This window comes from Cupriavidus sp. 01T418, assembly GCF_056398885.1.
Window position 1 is genome coordinate 1 of the sequence record NZ_JBFTQG010000031.1, and the last position, 18,017, is coordinate 18,017.

At 63.6% G+C, this 18,017-nt stretch carries 18 protein-coding genes; 3 read left to right on the top strand and 15 right to left on the bottom strand.

All coding sequences use genetic code 11. The annotated features are described in order from the left end of the window. Positions 1–281: 281 nt before the first annotated feature. From AC1DQ3_RS24670 to AC1DQ3_RS24720, 11 genes are all read right to left on the bottom strand, one after another. Complete coding sequence (locus AC1DQ3_RS24670; protein ID WP_477122863.1) at positions 282–713, bottom strand: hypothetical protein; 432 nt, start codon at positions 711–713, stop codon at positions 282–284. 214 nt (positions 714–927) lie between these two features. Further along, positions 928–1,404, bottom strand: a complete 477-nt coding sequence (locus AC1DQ3_RS24675) for a putative quinol monooxygenase (RefSeq protein WP_477122782.1) — start codon at positions 1,402–1,404, stop codon at positions 928–930. Between the two features lie 30 nt (positions 1,405–1,434). After that, positions 1,435–2,415, bottom strand: coding sequence for an NAD(P)H-dependent flavin oxidoreductase (locus AC1DQ3_RS24680; RefSeq protein WP_477122783.1), 981 nt, complete (start codon positions 2,413–2,415; stop codon positions 1,435–1,437). Between the two features lie 40 nt (positions 2,416–2,455). Further along, the gene (locus AC1DQ3_RS24685) at positions 2,456–4,267 is read right to left on the bottom strand and encodes an acyl-CoA dehydrogenase C-terminal domain-containing protein (RefSeq protein WP_477122784.1); all 1,812 of its coding nucleotides are present in this window, start codon (positions 4,265–4,267) and stop codon (positions 2,456–2,458) included. 119 nt (positions 4,268–4,386) lie between these two features. Beyond that, complete coding sequence (locus AC1DQ3_RS24690; protein WP_477122785.1) at positions 4,387–6,276, bottom strand: acyl-CoA synthetase; 1,890 nt, start codon at positions 6,274–6,276, stop codon at positions 4,387–4,389. Between the two features lie 124 nt (positions 6,277–6,400). Continuing rightward, positions 6,401–6,859 carry a MaoC family dehydratase gene (locus AC1DQ3_RS24695; protein WP_477122786.1) on the bottom strand — a complete coding sequence of 153 codons (459 nt, stop codon included), beginning with the start codon at positions 6,857–6,859 and terminating at the stop codon, positions 6,401–6,403. A gap of 40 nt (positions 6,860–6,899) precedes the next feature. Then, positions 6,900–7,688: a crotonase/enoyl-CoA hydratase family protein gene (locus AC1DQ3_RS24700; protein WP_477122787.1), complete on the bottom strand. Its 789-nt coding sequence runs from the start codon at positions 7,686–7,688 to the stop codon at positions 6,900–6,902. 48 nt (positions 7,689–7,736) lie between these two features. After that, entirely contained in the window at positions 7,737–8,519 is a 783-nt protein-coding gene (locus AC1DQ3_RS24705; protein ID WP_477122788.1) for an SDR family oxidoreductase, read from the bottom strand. 136 nt (positions 8,520–8,655) lie between these two features. Next, positions 8,656–9,429 (bottom strand): enoyl-CoA hydratase, encoded by a 774-nt coding sequence (locus AC1DQ3_RS24710; RefSeq protein ID WP_477122789.1) that lies wholly within the window; start codon positions 9,427–9,429, stop codon positions 8,656–8,658. 135 nt (positions 9,430–9,564) lie between these two features. Beyond that, a complete protein-coding gene (locus AC1DQ3_RS24715; protein ID WP_477122790.1) occupies positions 9,565–10,197 on the bottom strand; it encodes a response regulator in 633 nt (210 codons plus the stop codon). Positions 10,198–10,205: 8 nt separating this feature from the next. Continuing rightward, entirely contained in the window at positions 10,206–11,372 is a 1,167-nt protein-coding gene (locus AC1DQ3_RS24720; RefSeq protein WP_477122791.1) for a PAS domain-containing sensor histidine kinase, read from the bottom strand. 91 nt (positions 11,373–11,463) lie between these two features. Here AC1DQ3_RS24720 and AC1DQ3_RS24725 point away from each other — a divergent pair, with 91 nt between their 5' ends. Continuing rightward, on the top strand, positions 11,464–12,030 hold the full coding sequence (locus AC1DQ3_RS24725; RefSeq protein ID WP_477122792.1) for a TetR/AcrR family transcriptional regulator: 567 nt from the start codon (positions 11,464–11,466) through the stop codon (positions 12,028–12,030). 32 nt (positions 12,031–12,062) lie between these two features. Here the strand turns inward: AC1DQ3_RS24725 and AC1DQ3_RS24730 are convergent, their stop codons facing one another. The 3 genes from AC1DQ3_RS24730 to AC1DQ3_RS24740 all read right to left on the bottom strand — a co-directional run bounded on the left by AC1DQ3_RS24730 (position 12,063) and on the right by AC1DQ3_RS24740 (position 15,245). Further along, positions 12,063–12,365 carry a hypothetical protein gene (locus AC1DQ3_RS24730; protein ID WP_477122793.1) on the bottom strand — a complete coding sequence of 101 codons (303 nt, stop codon included), beginning with the start codon at positions 12,363–12,365 and terminating at the stop codon, positions 12,063–12,065. Between the two features lie 488 nt (positions 12,366–12,853). Continuing rightward, positions 12,854–13,825, bottom strand: coding sequence for a VTT domain-containing protein (locus tag AC1DQ3_RS24735; RefSeq protein WP_477122794.1), 972 nt, complete (start codon positions 13,823–13,825; stop codon positions 12,854–12,856). A 352-nt stretch (positions 13,826–14,177) separates the two neighbouring features. Further along, entirely contained in the window at positions 14,178–15,245 is a 1,068-nt protein-coding gene (locus AC1DQ3_RS24740) for an alkene reductase (protein WP_477122795.1), read from the bottom strand. Between the two features lie 370 nt (positions 15,246–15,615). On the opposite strand from AC1DQ3_RS24740, the gene AC1DQ3_RS24745 reads away from it, so the two are divergent. Together AC1DQ3_RS24745 and AC1DQ3_RS24750 are read left to right on the top strand one after the other, a co-directional pair. Continuing rightward, positions 15,616–16,065, top strand: a complete 450-nt coding sequence (locus AC1DQ3_RS24745; RefSeq protein ID WP_477122796.1) for an Rrf2 family transcriptional regulator — start codon at positions 15,616–15,618, stop codon at positions 16,063–16,065. Between the two features lie 130 nt (positions 16,066–16,195). Beyond that, entirely contained in the window at positions 16,196–16,714 is a 519-nt protein-coding gene (locus AC1DQ3_RS24750) for a DUF1697 domain-containing protein (protein WP_477122797.1), read from the top strand. A 258-nt stretch (positions 16,715–16,972) separates the two neighbouring features. On the opposite strand, the gene AC1DQ3_RS24755 is transcribed toward AC1DQ3_RS24750, so the two are convergent. Beyond that, on the bottom strand, positions 16,973–17,887 hold the full coding sequence (locus tag AC1DQ3_RS24755) for a LysR family transcriptional regulator (RefSeq protein ID WP_477122864.1): 915 nt from the start codon (positions 17,885–17,887) through the stop codon (positions 16,973–16,975). Between the last annotated feature and the right edge of the window lie 130 nt (positions 17,888–18,017).

The following is an 18,017-nucleotide window of genomic DNA, read 5'->3' on the forward strand; positions in this document are numbered from 1 at the left end:
GCTATCGATTGGCCGGCCTTCACCTGGCGAACCGCCTCCAATTTGTATTCCTGCGTGTATTTCGCTCGCGTTTGCTTGCCTGACATGTCTTAGCTCCTTGCTCGTATTTGAACATAGGCTAAGAACTCCACTCTTCGGGGGCAAGATCAAACCACAGGGCGGCTGACGTTGGCGGGAACCCGCCTTAGGCCCATCACACGCACGATCGCTTTCGCATCGCGCGGTCGGCCCGCCTTGTCCCGAAATCGTTCGGTAGTCCGCCCTGTCGAACTTCCGCCAGATCACCCACGCATTCGCAACAGATGCGCGTAAGAGACCAGCTTGCGTTTCTCATTTGCAAGCGTCTTTCGTTTGGACGCCGAGCGGGTTGGTTGGCCACGCTCGAACTTGGCGGCAGCGCGTGCATCCTCCTGCGCGTAGGTCCGCGCGGTCTTGGCTTCCGCCTTCAGGCGTTCAGCTTCCAGCCGCACAGCAGTGCGTTCCTCGCGGGCAAGCTCTTGCACGGCTGACATGATTTCGGCTCTTAGCAGATCGCGCCTTTGCTTGGCATCGGCACGGGCAGCCTGCAATTGCTCTTTCTTCTGCCGCAGCCAGTCTCTCCGGTTGACCGGCGCAGGCCTGGCCTCTGGTGGCACGCTCAGGCGCAAAGCCCTGCTGATTGAAACTCTCTCAGTCCGCAGCGTGCGCCGCGCTTCCTGCTTTGCATCACTCACGCTGCACCATTCTCCCAGCACCACATAGGTGCGGCCCATGCATCACCAGTTGAAGTCCATGAACTCACCCTGCAAACCTTACCATAGGACTCCATCCTGGGCTTGGACGAAGGGGGCCAGACACCGGCATGCCGCAGCGACCGGCCGCTCCCGGCTGCGGATTCGACTGGTCGATGCAACAGTCATCCAAGCCGCTGAAGGAATGCAGCTCCGCCTAGGCAGCCTTTTCGGGTGGCCGCACGCCATCGGTGACGTATTGCCGGATCGCCTCAAGGGTGCCCAGATCCAACTCCTTCGCGTCATCCACCCCGAAATGGCCGAGCCACTGTTCCACCAGCCTGGCGCGCTCGGGGTCGGATCTGCCGCTTCCGGCAAGTCCTGGATCAGCCGGGCTCAGGCCGGCAGCGACTTCCATTGCGGCCAGTCGTAACACGGTCGGCGCACCATCCATTAGCGGGCCCAGCTGGCGGCCGATCCGGCGATAGTGATCCGATTTGACGTGCGCCTGGGCAGCCGCCTCGTCGGCATAGCGCTCGACAAACACGTATTCATGTGCTTCCTCCGAACGCCACAGGTCGTACGACAGGCACCCGGCTTCCGCGCGCGACTCGACGACCAGGCCGGCCGCCAGCGCTTCGAACTCGGCCTCCCGGCCCTCCTTCACCTTGATCTTCGCTACGATTCCACGCATTTCCTTGTCCTCCTGATTGTTCCCAAATGTTTAGCCACGCGACAACATTCCCTGAAGTCGCGTCGCGACAATCTCCTCCGCCTGCTGCATGATCCTGTCGATCAGGTCTCCGACCCGGGGAATATCGTCGATGAGCCCGGCGACCATGCCGCAGGACCAGGCGCCCGCGTCGAGGTTGCCGTCCAGCATCACGCGCGGATAAACACCGCCGACCTCTTCGACGATGTCCGAGAAGGTGATGTCCGCCCCCAGGCGCTTTTCCTTCTCCAGCAGGCGCTCGACCCCCGCATTGTTCAGCACACGCTCGGTATTGCGCAGCGGGCGCATGACGAGCCGCGTATCGAGTTCCGTTGCGTCAATGATGGCCTGCTTGACCTTTCGATGTACCGGTGCCTCTTCCGTTGCGACGAAGCGGGTTCCCATGTTGATGCCGGCCGCGCCCATCGCCAGCGCGGCGACCAGCGAGCGGCCGTCTGCCATCCCGCCGGAAGCGATAAATGGCACCCTGAGTTCGTCCGCGGCGCGGGGTAGCAGAATGAAGTTTGGGACGTCGTCCTCGCCCGGATGTCCGCCGCATTCGAAGCCGTCGACGCTGACCGCATCGCAGCCGATGCTCTCGGCCTTCAGTGCATGCCGCACCGACGTGCATTTGTGGATGACCCGAACGCCCGCTTCGTGCAGCGTCGGCAGCCATTGCTGGGGATTGTTTCCGGCCGTCTCGACAATGCGGACGCCGCCATCGATGATCGCCCGCACATAGCCCGCGTAGTCCGGCGGATTGCGCGACGGCAGAAAGGTCAGATTGACACCGAACGGCTTGTCGGTCATTTCCCGGCATCGCCCGATCTCACGGGCCAAGGCGTCCGGACTTGGCTGCGTCAGTGCCGTAATGATGCCCAGGCCGCCCGCATTCGATACCGCGGCGGCCAGCTCCGCGAACCCGACGTAGTGCATGCCACCCTGGATGATGGGATGCTCGATGCCGAACAACTCGGTGATTTGTGTCTTCATCGAAAAAGCTCCTTGTAGAAAATAGAAAAGTATTGATCGTTCAGAAGTGGTCAGCCGGCAGCGCCATCAGACAGGCTGCGCCCGTCTCCACTCGCTGCCGCAAGGCCGGGACCAGCGGCAGTTCACGCGCGAACCAGAAGCGGGCGAGTTCCAGCTTGCGGCGCAGGAAAGGTCCGTTCTCCGCGTCGGGCAGCAGGCCGAGCGCGACGTCCGACATCCGCAGCCACATCCAGGCGCAGGCGACGATACCCATCATGGCCAGGAAATCGCTGGAGGCGGCGCCGGCGTCGTACGGGTTGCGCGACGGGTCAGCAAGCCACTTCGCGCAGGCACGGATATCCTGCGCGGCTTGCCGTAGCGCGTCAGCGTGCGCGCGCAACGGCTCGCGCTGTGCCGCCTCCCCTGCGGTGGCATCGACCATGTCGAGAAACCCGGCCAGCGCCCGCCCGCCGCCGGCGGGCAGCTTGCGCAGCACGAGATCCAGCGCTTGCACACCGTTGGCCCCCTCATAGAGCTGGAAGATGCGACAGTCGCGCACGAGCTGCTCGACGCCGTTGTCGCGGATGTAGCCGTGCCCGCCCATCAGTTGCATGGCGTCGTTGGCCGACTCGAAGGAGCGGTCGCTAAAAAACGCCTTGACGACGGGCGTCAGCAGGCTGCCGATCGCGCTTCGGCTGGCGCGCAGCGCTTCGTCGGGTTCGTCGAGCAGCGCCCTCACGTGAAGCGCGAGGGCACGGGCGGCTTCGAGGAAGGACGCCTGCTTCAGCAGCAGCCGGCGCACGTCTGGGTGGACCACGATCGGGTCCGCCGCGTCGCCGGTGCGATCCTCCGCCCTGGCGGCCCGGCCGGCCAGCCGCTCGCGGGCGTAGTTGGCCGCGTGGCCATAGGCGCGGCTTGCCGACGACAGCGCCTGCAACCCGGTGACGAGGCGCGCTGAATTCATCATGTCGAACATGCCGCTCATGCCGGCAGACGACTTGCGTTGCGTGCCGCCAGGCTGGCTCGACTCCCGCAGCGGATAGGCCAGCGCATGCTCGAATGACAACGTGCAGGTCGCGCTCCCCTTCAGGCCCATTTTGTGCTCGATTCCGGCCACGACGACGCCGTTCGATCCGCCCGACATGCCGCTATCGGGGTCCACCACACGCTTGGGTACCAGGAAAAGCCGGACCGTCGACAGGTCGTCGCGAATGCGTCCATCCTCGCCCGGAACCTTCGCCAGCACGAGGTGGATGACGTTCCCGGTCAGATCCTGGTCGCCGCCGGAAATGAAGATCTTGGTGCCGCTGAGGCGCCAGCTACCGTCAGGCTGCGACACCGCACGCGTCTTCATCAGCCGCAGGTCGGTCCCGCAATGCGGTTCGGTCAGGCACATCGTGCCGGCCCAGCGGCCCTCCACCATCGCTGGGACGACGTGCTCCAGCATCCACGGCTCGCCGGTGCGGCGGACCGTCTCATGCGCGGCGGCGGTCAGTATCGCGTAGAGGCCGAGCGAATTGCAGGCTGATGCGGAGAACTCACGCACGGCCTGGTCGATCCCCTCCGGCAGGCCAGCTCCGCCGGATTCCTCCGGGACCGAGACCCGGTTCCAGCCTGCCTCGCACAGCGCGGCGTATCCGGCGAGGTAGCCGGACGGCGTCCTGACCGCGCCGTTGTCGAAGTGGCAGCCTTCTTCGTCCCCGGGGCCGTCCAGGGGCGCCCAGACCTTCTCGAAAAAGCGCGCGGCCTGTTCGAGCACCTGCCGCGTGTCTGCGCGCGCCATGCCACCCAGCGCGTGTGGCACGGTGGGCGCGATCACGTCGTGCAACAGGAAGACATAGTCGTCGACGGGCGCCTTGTAGTTTGTAGACACGGCGATTCCTTTTTGATGAATGCGATCGATGGCCGGACATCGGCCGGTCAGGCGATAGCCGATGTCGCTGGCGAACAGCCACTTGCCGGCTGTTCTTCGGTCGATGGGTCGGCTCCTGGTCAAGCTCCTTCGATATGTCGGACCGCATAGGGAATGGTGAAGCAGCGCAGCGCGCCGGCCAGGACCGCATCGTCGGCGTCACGCGTCGGCACCCGGATCTCCACGAAGAAGCCGCGGCTGCCCCGGTCCGTGGCCTGCACCTCTGCGCCCAGGCCGATGCCGTCGAGCGCGGCGCGGAACATCCGCTCGATGGCATCGATGCGCAGCAGGTTCTTCTGGATCTTGCCGACCGACGTCTTCGGCATTTCTGGCAGCACGAAGCAGTGTTTCGGAATTGCCGCGCGTTCTGGCATGTGCTCGGCGGCGTACCGCAGGATGCTATCCGCCAAGGCGCTCGCTCCCGGCTTCAGCACCACGTAGGCGACCGGTACCTCGCCGGCATGCGCATCGGGCGCGCCGACCACGGCGGCATCCTGGATCGCCGGATGGCCGAACAGCACCTCCTCCACCATCTTCGGATCGATGTTGTGTCCGCCGCGGATGATCAGGTCCTTGGCGCGGCCAGTAATCCACAGCCAGCCGTCCGCGTCGAGGTAGCCGAGATCGCCGGTGTCCAGCCAGTCRCCGTCGAACCAGAGCGCAGCCTTGTCCTGGCCCAGGTAGCCGGGGAAGACCGAAGGCCCGCGCACGATAACGAGGCCCGGCTCGCCCGGCGCGCAGTCCCGGACCACGCTCCCGGTGCCGTCCGGCAGCACCACGCGGACCTGCTGGTACGGCAGCCGCACGCCCGAGCTGCCAACCTTGACCTGCTCGACCTGGGGCGTGATGCAGGTGACCGCCGTGGTTTCGGTCATGCCCCAGCTTTCACGGATACGGACGCTGGTCATGCGATGGAAGGCGTCGGCGACGGTAGTCGACAGGGGCGCGGTCGACGAGGCGACGTAGGTCAGCGTCGAAATGTCAGCGCCACCCAGCGGAATCGACAGCACCTGGTTCACCAACGTCGGCACGAGGATCAGCATGTTGGCCCGAAAAGCCTCGATGATGCGCCAGAGGTTCGGCAGCACGGACGGATGGCGAAAGCCGGTCGATGTCATCAACACGACTGTCGCCCCCATCGCCAGCGGGCTGAAACAGCCGACCACCGCGCCGGCGACATGGAAAACCGGGACACCGAGCACTTGCACCTCGGTCGAGTCGAGTCCCCACAGGTAATTCGACGCCCACACCCAGTACACCTGGTTGCGGTGGAGGTTGCGCGCCAGCTTCGGCGCGCCGGTCGTGCCGCCGGTGTGGAAGAGCGAGGCGGTGTCGTCGGGCGAGAAGATCCGCCCGGAGAGCAGGCGATCGGAGGGATGGCGCTCGACGGCTTCGGCGAAATCGATGACGGGCACGCCGGCGGCCTTCGCCGGACCCGCTCCGCCGACGCGAATCACCGCCACCAGCGATGGAAGGCCGCGCGCTACGGCCTCCGCCTTGGCCCAGATATCGGCGTGCTCGTCGCCACCAAACGCGACCAGTACCTTGGTGCCGGCCGAGCGGAACATCTGGATGAGGATGTCCGGCTCCAGCATCCAGTTGGCCGGATTGACGATCCCCGCAGCCTGGGCACCCCACAGGACGAACTGCATTTCGGGGATCGCTGGCATCAGCACCGAGACGACATCGTCCTTGCCGACGCCGAGGTCGGCCAGCAGATTTGCCGTCTGGTGGACCTTGGCGCGCAACTCGGCATAGGTCACCTGCCGCGCAGTCTCGAGGGGACGGGCGCCGTCGGTGAAGTAGCGGATGGCAACCTTCGACGGGTCGATGGCGCAGCCGTCCATCAGCATTTCGTAGGTGGAGGCCGGCAGTTTGCGCTCCGCAAGCGGGACGCGCTCGAAGCGGGCGACGTCGGCTTCGCTCAACAGGAGGTCGGGGGTCCAGTAGTCTGGCATCGGGGCGGTCATCTTGTTGTCTCCAGTCTTTGTATTTCTTTGGGCGAACGGCACCCCAAGGGCGCCGTTCGCCCCTCCGCGCAATGACGTTCGTCGCACGGCGACGGTTGGTGTCGGTAATCGACGGGAACTGCTCCTAGAAGTACAGCTTGGCCAGCGACTCCGCGACGCAGACGGGCCTGGCCGATCCTTCCATCTCGAACGTGACTTTCCACGTCACCTTCACGCCGCCCTGCCCTTCGTCAGCCACGTCCTCCAGGACGGCGCGGATGCGTACCTTCGCGCCCACGGGCACGGGGCCGGTAAAGCGGACGCGGTTCAGGCCGTAGTTGACGCGAGCACGTACGCCCTCGAAACCAGTTACCTGCGCCATCAGCATCGGCAGCAGCGACAGCGTCAGGAATCCATGTGCGACGGGGCCGCCGAACGGCGACTCCCGCCTCGCCCGCTCGGGATCGACATGGATCCACTGGCGGTCGCCAGTTGCCTCGGCAAACAGATTCACCTCCTGCTGCGTAACCAGATGCCAGTCGCTCGGACCGGCCTCCTTGCCCTGGAACGCCTTCAGTGCTTCGATTGACGTGAAGGTCTGCATAGTGGCTCCCGTATCGGCAGTCATGGCGGTGAGCCGCAGCTCAGCGCCCCTGGAATCGCGCCTCGCGGCGCTCGACGAAGGACTGGATACCCTCCTTGAAGTCCTCCGTGGCGAAGACCTGCTCGCTCACCCGCGGGATGACGGCGATGGCCGCCTTCTCGCCGTGCTCGATGTAGGTCAGCGCCGCCGCTTTGGTCGCGCGCAGGCCGATGGGGGCGACCTTGCAGATCAGCCGGGCGATCTCCATCGCGCGCTCGCGGTGCTTGCCATAGGGATGGACCTCCTGGACGAAGCCGCAGCGATACGCCTCCTGTGCCGAGAACTCGTCGCACAGGAACAGGTGGTACATCGCGTTGCCCCAACCAGTGCGCGTCAGGTAGCGGAAGTGAGCGCCGCCGAGCGGGGCGATGCCGCGCTTCGATTCGAGTTGGCAGAAGCGCGCGGTATCGGCCGCAATCACGATGTCGGAGGCGAGCATCTGCTCGATGCCGATGGTATAGGTGATGCCGTGGACGACCGAGATCAGCGGCTTGCTGCAGCGCTTCTTGAGGCCGAACGGGTCGACCTGGTCGTCTGGAATCGGCTTGGCCGTGGCGTTCGGGCCGAAGAACTTCGGCATGTCGAGGCCGGCCGTGGTGTGCTCGCCCGCCGGATCCAGCACCGCCACCCACAGGTTGTCGTCGTTGTCGAACTCGGTCAGCCGCTGCGAGAGCTGCTGCATCAGTTCCGGCGTGATGGCGTTCTTCTTGGCGACGTTGTCCAGCGAAATAATCGCGATATGGCCCTCGATCGTCATGCGGACTTCGGGCGTGCCTGCTGCGTTGCTCATGGTGTTTTCCTTTGGATCGGGATGGTTTGGATTCGGAATCGAACTTCTTCAGACTGCGGTCAGGCCGCCGTCGACGGCGAGGATCTGGCCGGTGATGTGCTTGCCCGCGTCGCTCGCGAACAGCAGGGCCGCGCCCTTGAGATCGTCGTCGTCACCGATGCGCTGCAGAGGCGCCCCCTCCGACAGCTTCTCGACGCCCACTTTCTCGATCGTCCCCCTGGTCATCTTTGACGGGAAAAATCCCGGCGCGATGGCATTGACGGTGACCCCATGCGGGCCCCATTCGCCGGCCAGCGCACGCGTAAAGTTGACGATGGCGCCCTTGCTGGTGTTGTAGGCAATGGTCGGCTGGCCCTTGGGACCGTTGCCCTTGAGGCCGGCGATCGAGGCAAGGTTGATCACGCGCCCGAATCGGTTGGGAATCATCGACAGCCGCCCGATCTTCTGCGTCAGCAGGAAGATTGAGCGCACGTTCAGGTTCATGACCTTGTCCCAAGCGGACAGCGGGTGGTCGACGGTGGTCGCGCCCCAGGTGGCGCCGGCGTTGTTGACGAGGATGTCGACCTTGCCAAGGCGTTCCATCGCTTCGTTGGCGAGGCGTTCCACGTCGTCCTCCACGGCGTTGTCAGCGGCGATCCAGCTTGCGTCGACGCCCAGGCCGGCCAGATGCGCCTGCGCGGCTTGAAGCGCGTCCGCCTTGCGCGCCGAGATCACCACGCGGGCGCCCTGCGTGCCGAGCGCCTCGGCAATCTGCAGGCCCAGCCCGCTGGATCCCCCGGTGATGAGAGCCGTGCGGCCCTTCAGGTCGAAAAGTTTTGCCACAGCAGTCATTGCCGTCTCCTTGTTGATGGGTGGAACTCGTCACAGCATTTCGAACAGCACGGCGGCGCCTTGTCCGCCACCGATGCACATGGTCACCACGAGGTACTTCGCGCCGCGCTCTGATTGGCTGTCATCGGCCCCGGGCTCAGGCGGGGGCAGCGGTCCGCACGGGCGCCCGTTGCAGGAAGCGCCGGAAAATTTCCTGTGCCTCGGGCGACTGCCGCAGGGTGTCGAACACGACCGTCTCGCGCTGGAGACTGTCCCTGACCAGCATCTCGGTCGCCTCGCGCACCAGTCCGCGCGTCGCCATCAGCGCCTGGCGCGGCTTGCTGGCGAGGCACTTGGCGATCGCCAGCGCCTCCGCCGCGACCGTCTCCAGCGGCATCACGCGATTGATGAGTCCAGCCCGATGGGCTTCGGCGGCGGGAATGGTGGTGGCCAGCAGCAGCCATTCGGTTGCCTTGTTGCGGCCCACCACCTGCTGCAGCAGCAGCGTGGAGGCGAATTCAGGGCACAGCCCGAGGTCGACGAACGGGAAACGGATGCGGGCATCGTCGGAGGCAACGACGTAGTCGCAATGCAGCAGCACGGTCGCCCCGATGCCGACCGCATGCCCGCAAACGCAGGCCACCATCGGTTTGCGCAGTGCAACGACCGCGTGCAGGAACGGCACGGCGGTCGACTCCTTGTGTTCGGTGGCCTGTCCATTGACGAACAGGCCGATGTCGTTGCCGCTGCTGAAGTTGCCGCCCTCGCCACGGAGCAGCACGACGCGGACGTCATCGCGACGGTCCGCCTCGGCAATCGCATCGGCGAGTGCCGAATACATCTGCGCGGTGAGCGCGTTCTTCTTGGCCGGCCGGTTGATCGTCACGACCAGCACGCCGTCGTCCAGGTGCAGCAGCACGTCTGCCGTCATCGCTCTCTCCTTCGTTCCGACTCGTGTGGAATCGTGTCGTTGAAGAGAGTTTGGACGTCCGGCGCGAATCCGGCTGTCGGAACTGGCTCTGCGCCTTGTCAGCGTTTTCTGAAGCTGAGGGCTGCGATCAGTCGATCAGTCGATCAGTCGATGTTCGACGGCATAGCGCGCCAGCTCGGCATTGCTGGAGACGCCGATCTTCTTCAGGATGCGTGAGCGATAGGTGCTCACCGTCTTCACGCTCAGGAACATCTGCCGGCCGATCTCGGTCAGGCGGATACCGCGCACGATCAGAAGCATGATCTCGTATTCGCGCGACGACAGTTGCTGGCGCGGCGCCGCGTCGCTGACCCGGTCAAAGCCGTCGAGCAGGCAGCTCGCGACGGCGGGCGTCATGTAGCGCTTGCCCTTCGACACATTGCGGATCGAATCGACCAGTTCGATCGGGTCCATGTCCTTGGTGACATAGCCGGACGCGCCGGCCTGGAAGGCGCGCAGTGCGTACTGCTCGGCCGGGTACATGCTCAGCACGACCACCGGCATGGCGGGGCGCTCGGCGCGCAGCGAGGGCAGCATCTCCAGGCCGCTGCGGCCCGGCATGTTGACATCGAGCAGCGCCACGTCGAAGGGCTGCTCGCGCAGGCGGCCAAGGGCTTCGCTCGCATCGCCGGCTTCGGCCACGACATCGAAGCCGTCCTGCTCGGCAAGCAAGCGTTTGAGGCCCTGGCGAAAGATCGTGTGGTCGTCGATCAGCAGCAGGCGAATCATGGCTGTCCTCAGTCGATGTGAGCGCCGGGATTGGCGCACTTGTTGGTATCGTCGTTGACGGCGGACGCTACCGGCACGCCGAGCCGCAGACGCGCGCCGGAGCGGGGTCCGGTGTCGAGAACGAGTGTGCCGTCGAGCTCGCGTGCGCGTTCCTGCATGCCCAGCAGGCCGAGATGGCCATCGGCCGCGACGCGATCGAGGTCGAAGCCGAGGCCGTTGTCCGAGATTTCCAGCTCAAGGCGATCGGCCGCCCAGTCAAGGCTCACGGTGACTTCGGTAGCTTTGGAATGCCTGGCGACGTTGGTGAGCGCTTCCTGGAAGATCCGGTAAATGCCGATCTCACGGTTGCGGTCCATACCTCGCGCGGCGCCCGTGGTGCTAAAGCGCGTGGCGATGCCGTAGCGGCGCTCGAAGCGCTCGAGGTCGAGGCACAGCGTGTCTTGCAGGCCCAGGTGGTCGAGAGCGCCCGGGCGAAGTCCTTCGGAAATGACGCGCACGGTTTCGATGGTCTCCTGCGTGAGCTGGAGGGTCTTGGCTGCGGTCAGCGCCAGCGAGGCGAGCGCCGGCGCCGCCCCGCCACCTTGCCGCGCCCGTGGCGCGCGATAGCGGTCCAGCGCCTCGATGCCCCACGACAGCCGCGACAGGTCAAACTTGATCGCCGTCAGCATGCCGCCGATCACGTCGTGCAGCTCGCGCGCCACGCGGTGGCGCTCCTTCTCGCGGACATTGTTGGCACTTGCAACCAACTCCTGCAAGCGCTCGCTGGCCTCGACCAGCTCGGCGCGTTGCCGCTCGCGCTCGGAGGTGTCGATACTGAGGCCGACGATCGCGGGCCGGCCGTGGAAAATCACGCGCGTGCCATGGATCTCGAAGCAGCCCGGGTTGCGGGACGAGGTCCGGCGAATGACGAACAGCTCCGAAGCGCCAACGCCCCTGATCTGGCGCTCGTACCGGGCCATCAGCGCACCGCGTTGCGAGGGGTTCGCCACATCGCAAAGCCGGGCGCCGAGCAACTTCTCGCGCCTGAGACCGCACATGCGCGCGAAAGTCTCGTTGACATAGCGGAAGCGGGCGTCTTGCAGGATGTAGATGCCGGCGATGGACTGCTCGACGATGCCCTTGAAGGGAACCTCGTAGTCGTCCAGGTCAACGTTCAGCTCGTCCAGCTCGTCCATGGCAGCTACCCGCTATCTGAATGATGATTGTCATGCTGGAGAATGACGAGCATAATGCAGAAAGTCAAGACAAAACCATGGGATCTGACAGATGGGCCACTCACAGGCGGACAAAGCGCAAAGCAGGGAGCGCATCCTGGAACAGGCCGCGGAGCAGATTCGGGATGGCGGATTGGAGTCCGTCAGCGTCGGCAAGCTGATGCGTAGCGCCAACCTGACGCACGGCGGCTTCTATGGGCACTTTGCGTCGCGCTCGGACCTGCTGTTGCACGCGCTCGAACGCGCGCTGGATGCCGGGCTAGCCGCGTTCGAGGCGAAAAGCGGGAAGGAGCCGGTCGAGTACAGCGCAACGGTACGCAGCTACCTGAGCCGCAAGCACCGCGACGGGCGCACGACCGGCTGCGCAATCGCCGCGCTGGCGGGCGACGTGGCGCGCGCCGACGAGTCGGCGCGCGCGGCGATGTCGGCCCACATCGAAGGGTTCATCGGCCGGATGGACGCCGCGCTGGGCGGGGACGATCCGGACAAGGCCGTGTTCGCGGTCAGCGCCATGATCGGGGCTCTGGTGGTGTCTCGTGTGATGGCCGACGAAAAGCGCTCCGACGCAGTGCTGGCCGCGGCGAAGCGGGAGTTGCTCGCTTTGCAGCAGAAGGAATGAGCCACGCCGCCGCGATCAGGGCCGGCCACGGGTCACTTGAGCGCCCAGGGGAACAGGCCTTGGCCATGGGTGCGCTCATAGACGGTGGTCAGCGTAGCGACCCTGGCTCCTGCCTCGAATACGTCGAGGTCGCGCTGGCATAAGGAGCCATACCGTTGATTCCGCACCGGCGAAACCGTCAAGGCTTCCCGCACCTGTGCACTCTGCCCAAAGTCCAGGAAATAGCGGATGGTGAGCCATACGGGACGTAATGCCGCTTCTCCCTGGGAATACTTGTCGCATAGCCGGGCCACCGCCAGGCATTGCGCAATGTCGTCGTCATGCCTTGTCGTCACCGGCAGCATTCCGCTACGCCAAGGCATGTAGCTGCTTGACGGTAGCTCGCCATCCAGGACGACATGCGCGCGACCAACGATAGCCCCCGCCTGCCTGAGTTCGGCCAACCATCGCTGCTGCCGACCGTCCCCGTGCTTCAGACGTGCGTCGACGTCGCATCTGCCCGCTTGCAATGGCCTGTCAACGTGGGCCGTCAGCATGATCGGGCTGAGTGCACCGCACGTCGACTCCACCACAACATTTAGCAGTAATTCCGCCATACCCGGCTGTCCGAGCGTTGCGCGTGGCGCCTGCCCTTGTTGCGCGATTCGCAATGGCTCCCTGGACGCTCGTGGACCGGACGATGCGAAATCCATTTCTCCCTCCTGCCCTGTTGCAGGCGCCCCCAAGGCGCTTACTGCTCTTGACTATAGTGAGGAACCATCTGGAAGAGCGATGTCGGGAGAAATAGGGAAAAATCTGACATGGACCCGTCGTTAATACGTATCTACACCCCGTTACTTTGTCCTCGTCCAAAGCCCTGCTGTCCGGTCGGCTCTACTGGATAGCCGTCATGCTCCCACGCATCAAGGCCGCCCTTCAAGGCCCGTACATATCGGAACCCCTTTCGACGCATTTGCTGCGAAATCTTTTTCGCCGTCGCTTCGTTAGGACAAACACAGTAGATCACGAGGTCATGTTCAAGCAGCGTCTTGTCAACTTTCCCGGGTGATGCCAGGTCGATCGATATCGCGCCGGGGATACGGTGCGGCTCTGCTTTGCGTACCGCAGTCGGGCGAGCATCGAGAATGACCGGCGGATGCTCGGACCTTATCATCTCGTTTAGCTGCTGCGGTGTGATTCGTATATGCGCGAGCCAGCGACGAAAACGCAGGCGCTGAATCCATCGGAATGCTGCGAAGAGTGCTCCGACCGCGACCAGCACTTCTGCAACAGTTACGCCATGCGCACTGATCAGAGACATCAACCTGGTCAGCTCTGGACCAAAAAAGGCGCCACCAGCGAGCCACGTGCCCGACCACATCGCACCCCCAGCGAGGTCCCACGAGAAGAAGACTCGTCGGTCAATTCTGGTAGTACCCAAAAGCGGAGATGCGATAAGTCCCAGGCCGGGGATGAATTTCGCCACGAGCAGCAGTGGCGCCCCGTAACGCTCGAACCATGCGTGGGTCTTTCGGATACTTGAGTCCAGCGATAGAGATATTCGGACCAGACGTGTGAGGAGACGGCGACCATGGTGTCGTCCAAGCACAAACCACAGCCCATCCGAAATGAGAACGGCAGCGACCGCTGCCAGGAATACCGAACCGAAAGAGACGGCGCCGGCAGCCACCTGAGAGCCGGCTAACAGCAGCATCGGCGCAGCCGGAACCGGCGCGCCAAGTTGTGTGACCAGGACACTGAGGAAGACTACCAAGGCTCCCCATTCGGAGATCAGGATGGGTGAAACTGTAATCAACAGCTGACTCCGCACATCTTCGACAAACGAGCAGGGCGCGATGGACGCACGTGTCGATGGGTTGCATTGTCGCACAAGAGACGGGCCCCTGCTCGCGCGGTACCGGCCCCGTTTCCTCACACGGCACGCACGCTCGTGGGCGCTCATGCAAAACAGTTTTGCACCACGCGATTGTCAAACAGTCGCCGTGAGACTGGCGCGCCCGGAGTCGACGGCGCCGGAAGTCGCGTTACTCCCGCCGCACTGCGCGTCAGATTCGACCTGATCCGGGATCTGGATCAGGCATGCTCAGAAACCCACCAGCAACCGGATCCCTATCCGGTGGCTGCGGCGCCGGCAGCGCGCGTCGGCTTCAAACAGCTTCGTCGAGCAACGGATAGTCGTTGTAGCCGGTTTCGTCGTCCGTGTAGATCGTTTCCGGATTGACCGTATTGAGCGGCGCACCGCGTCGGAAACGCTCCACCAGGTCAGGATTGGCGATAAAAGGACGTCCAAACGCCGCCGCGTCCGCCTCGCCGCGTTCGATGGCCAGTTCCGCGCTCTCCCTCGTCAGCCCTTCGTTGAGGATGTAGGCCCCTTTGAAGATACGCCGCACGTCACGGCCGATGCGATTCTCGCCGCGATCCAGCGCCTCGCGTGCAAAAATGAAAGCGATGTTGCGCGCGTTGAGTTGCTCGGCGATATACGTGAAGAGCGCGCGCGGATTCGAATCGCGCATCGAGTATGAACTCGACATCAGGTTCAGATGCACGCCGATGCGGCCCGCCGGCCAAACCGTGAGCAACGCGTCGACTGCCTCCAGCAGGAAGCGCGCGCGATTCTCGATCGAACCGCCATAACGGTCGGTCCGCTGGTTGGATCCGTCGTGCAGAAACTGATCAAACAGATAGCCATTTGCCGCGTGAAGCTCGACGCCATCAAAACCAGCGCGTTTTGCGTTTGCGGCGCCGGCCCGGAAATCCTCGACGATGCCTGGAAGTTCTTCGGTCTCCAACGCACGCGGTACGGTGTACGGGCGATGAGGCCGCACCCGCGTGACATGGCCTTCCGGCGCAATTGCGCTGGGGGCGACCGGAAGTTGGCCGTCATGGTAGAGCGGATCGGAAACCCGCCCGACGTGCCACAACTGGGAGACGATCAGGCCGCCCGCATCGTGTACCGCGGAAGTTACCTCAGTCCAGCCGGCAATCTGCTTCTCGGTCCAGATGCCCGGCGTGTTCGGATAGCCAACGCCCTGAGGCGTAACCGAAGTGGCTTCGGTAATGACGAGTCCTGCGCTCGCACGCAGCACATAGTGCCGCGCATTGAGGGGGCCCGGACTGCGCTCGGAGAACGCGCGCATGCGCGTGAGCGGCGCCATGACAATGCGGTTCGACAGCTTCAGCGCGCCAATCTGGATAGGATCGAAGAGTGTGGACATCTGCGGGTTTCTCGTTCGGTATTGAAGATGAAATGGAAATGGACGGCAGCTTCGTTTCCGTTGACTGTGGACACGTCGTAAGACCTACGCGTATCTTCACAGTGCATCTGATGTAACTGCATTGGTTACAACATAAACCATCAGCGCCATCTACACAAGCCTTTCGTCATGAAAGTCCGACATCGACGAGACAAGAATGGTATGGTTGGGCGGCTTTGGCGCGTCTTTGAACCCGTGCGTATAGACAGTTGTCGCCCGTCTTACAGGGCTGCGAACGCGCGAGGCCGCCGGGATTCATCAAGCTTGTCAAGTTGACAACCCATGCTGTAATGAATATGGTTACAACTAAACTGACTAATACAGGCTTTCCATGAGCGCTAACAGCCGCCTGACCGTGGCGACCCACATCCTGGCGTGGATGGCGCTCGTCACGCGGAACAATCCTGACCCGGTCACGTCCGACAGGATTGCTGCGAGCGTCAACACGAATCCGGTGGTGATTCGTCGTACGCTCGGGCTGCTTGCAAAAGGCGGCCTCGTCGAAAGTTATCGCGGCGTCAATGCGGGATGGCGTCTGACCAGGCGTGCGGACGCAATCAGCCTGCTCGACGTCTTTGATGCACTTGAAGAGGGTGCGCACTTTGCGCTGCACCCTTCGAAGCCCAGCCAGGCGTGCCCCATCGGGCGAGGCATCGGGTCGACGCTGAGCCACGTCTATGCGTCGATCGACGATGGCGTTCGAAAGACGCTTGCCGCCACGACGATCGAAGAGGTACTTGCAGACACCCTTGCATCGCGATCGTCGAAAAAACGCGGCTGAAACCAGGTCGGTTGTCTCGGGGCACATCGGCCCGAAAGAATGTTTGACCAGCCGGTGCGGTGGAACGTCACCCTGCATTTGCCGTTGACCGCAAGATGCGTGGCGGTTCGCCAGCTACCAAGAGATAGCCATGTCCCGATACGTTGCCTTTCTTCGCGGCGTCAGCCCGATGAACGCCCGGATGACCGAACTCAAGCGCTGCTTCGAGGCGGCGGGCTTCTCCGAAGTGAAAACCTTGCTCTCCAGCGGGAACGTCGTGTTCAACGCGCGATCGTCGTCACTGACCGGCCTGGAGCGACGCGCCGAGAAGGCGATGCAATCTGAACTGGGCCACAGCTTCGACACCTTCGTCCGGCCAGCGCGCTATCTCCAGGATCTCATCGACTCGGACCCCTTCGCCGGGTTCAGCCTTGCGCCTTCGGCCAAGCGGGTTGTCACCTTCCTCCGCAGCCCGGTTTCGCCAGACGTGAAGCTGCCCATCGAGCGCGACGGCGCAAGCATCGTCAAGGCCAATGCCACGGAGGTCTTCAGCGCCTACGTGCCTGACCCGAAGAAAGGCCCCGTGTTCATGAGCCTGCTCGAACGCTCGTTCGGGAAGGACATCACCACGCGCACGCTCGATACGGTCATCAAGTGTGCCAGGACATAGGCTTTATGCGTAAGGCGGTCGCCCGAACACTTGCATTGACCGGTTGACCCCATAGTCGAGAACGGACGCCGGATCGCACGGTAAGCGGCCAGTTCGGTAGTTCGCGAAGGCCGACTCAAACCGGACCAAAATCGTCCGGCGTTATCTCCGCGAAGCCGCTCTTTCTCGTTGCCGTTGGAGACTTCGTGTTCAGAGGCGGACCTCTGTCGCTATGCTCGGCTAGCCTGCACTATTTCGAGATATACCCTGCGCACGCCCTCACTTTGCGCTCCATTCTGCCGTGGTCAGCTTGGCGATGAAGAAGTCGGCCAGGGCGCTAACCTTTGCTGGTCGTGCGCGGGCAGTGGGTGTGACGAAATAAAGGCCGCCTTCGGGCAAGCGCCAGTCCGTCAACATCGGTTCAAGCTGATTGTCGGAAAAGTACTGGGTCGCAACAAATTCAGGGAGTTCAGTGATGGCAAGTCCCGAGAGGACAGTGGGTAGCAAAGCTTCCACGCTCGTTCCTCGCAATGCCCCGGTTGGTGCAACCGCGCATTCCTCGCCACTTTTGTGGGTAAAGCGCCAAACGTCGCGCTTACTCCTGTTCGTGTAAGTAAGACACTGGTGGGCGCCCAGATCTTGTGGGTGCTGTGGACGACCATAGCGAGCCAGGTAGGCGGGGGATGCCACGACAAACCGACGCACGTGTGCAATGTGACGCGCGACGAGAGACGAGTCTTCCATGATGGCGATGCGCAGGGCGGCATCGAACCCTTCCCCAATCAGATCGGCATGGGCATCCGTGAGATGAAGATCCACGGAAATATCCGGGTAGGTCCGGAAGAATTCGGGCAGCAGCGGGGCAACCCAGCGAGCGCCAAAAGTGAACGGCGCAGCGAGCTTGACCAGACCACGCGGTCGGCTTGAGGTCTCACGGGCGAAATCCTCGGCCTCCTCGGCGTCGGCATAGATTTTCGCCGCTCGTTCGGCGAGTGTGTGGCCATAGTCCGTGAGTGCAAGTCGTCGGGAGGTACGATTGAACAGTCGGCCTCCCAGCCGCTCTTCAAGGCGGGTAACGGCCCGAGAGACCGTGGCGACCGAGACACCCATGGCCGTGGCCGCCGCAGCGAACGAACCTTCTTCGGCGACCTTCGCGAACATCGCGAGCCCTTCGAAATCCGGGAGCTTTGACATCGACAATCCTGCAACGATGGTTTTCATTCATTTCTATTTCGAAAAATAGCATCTCGCCATAGATTTGTCTCACCCCACTCAGGAGATAGATCGTGGTACGCAGACTCGAAGGAAAAATTGCCGTCGTCAC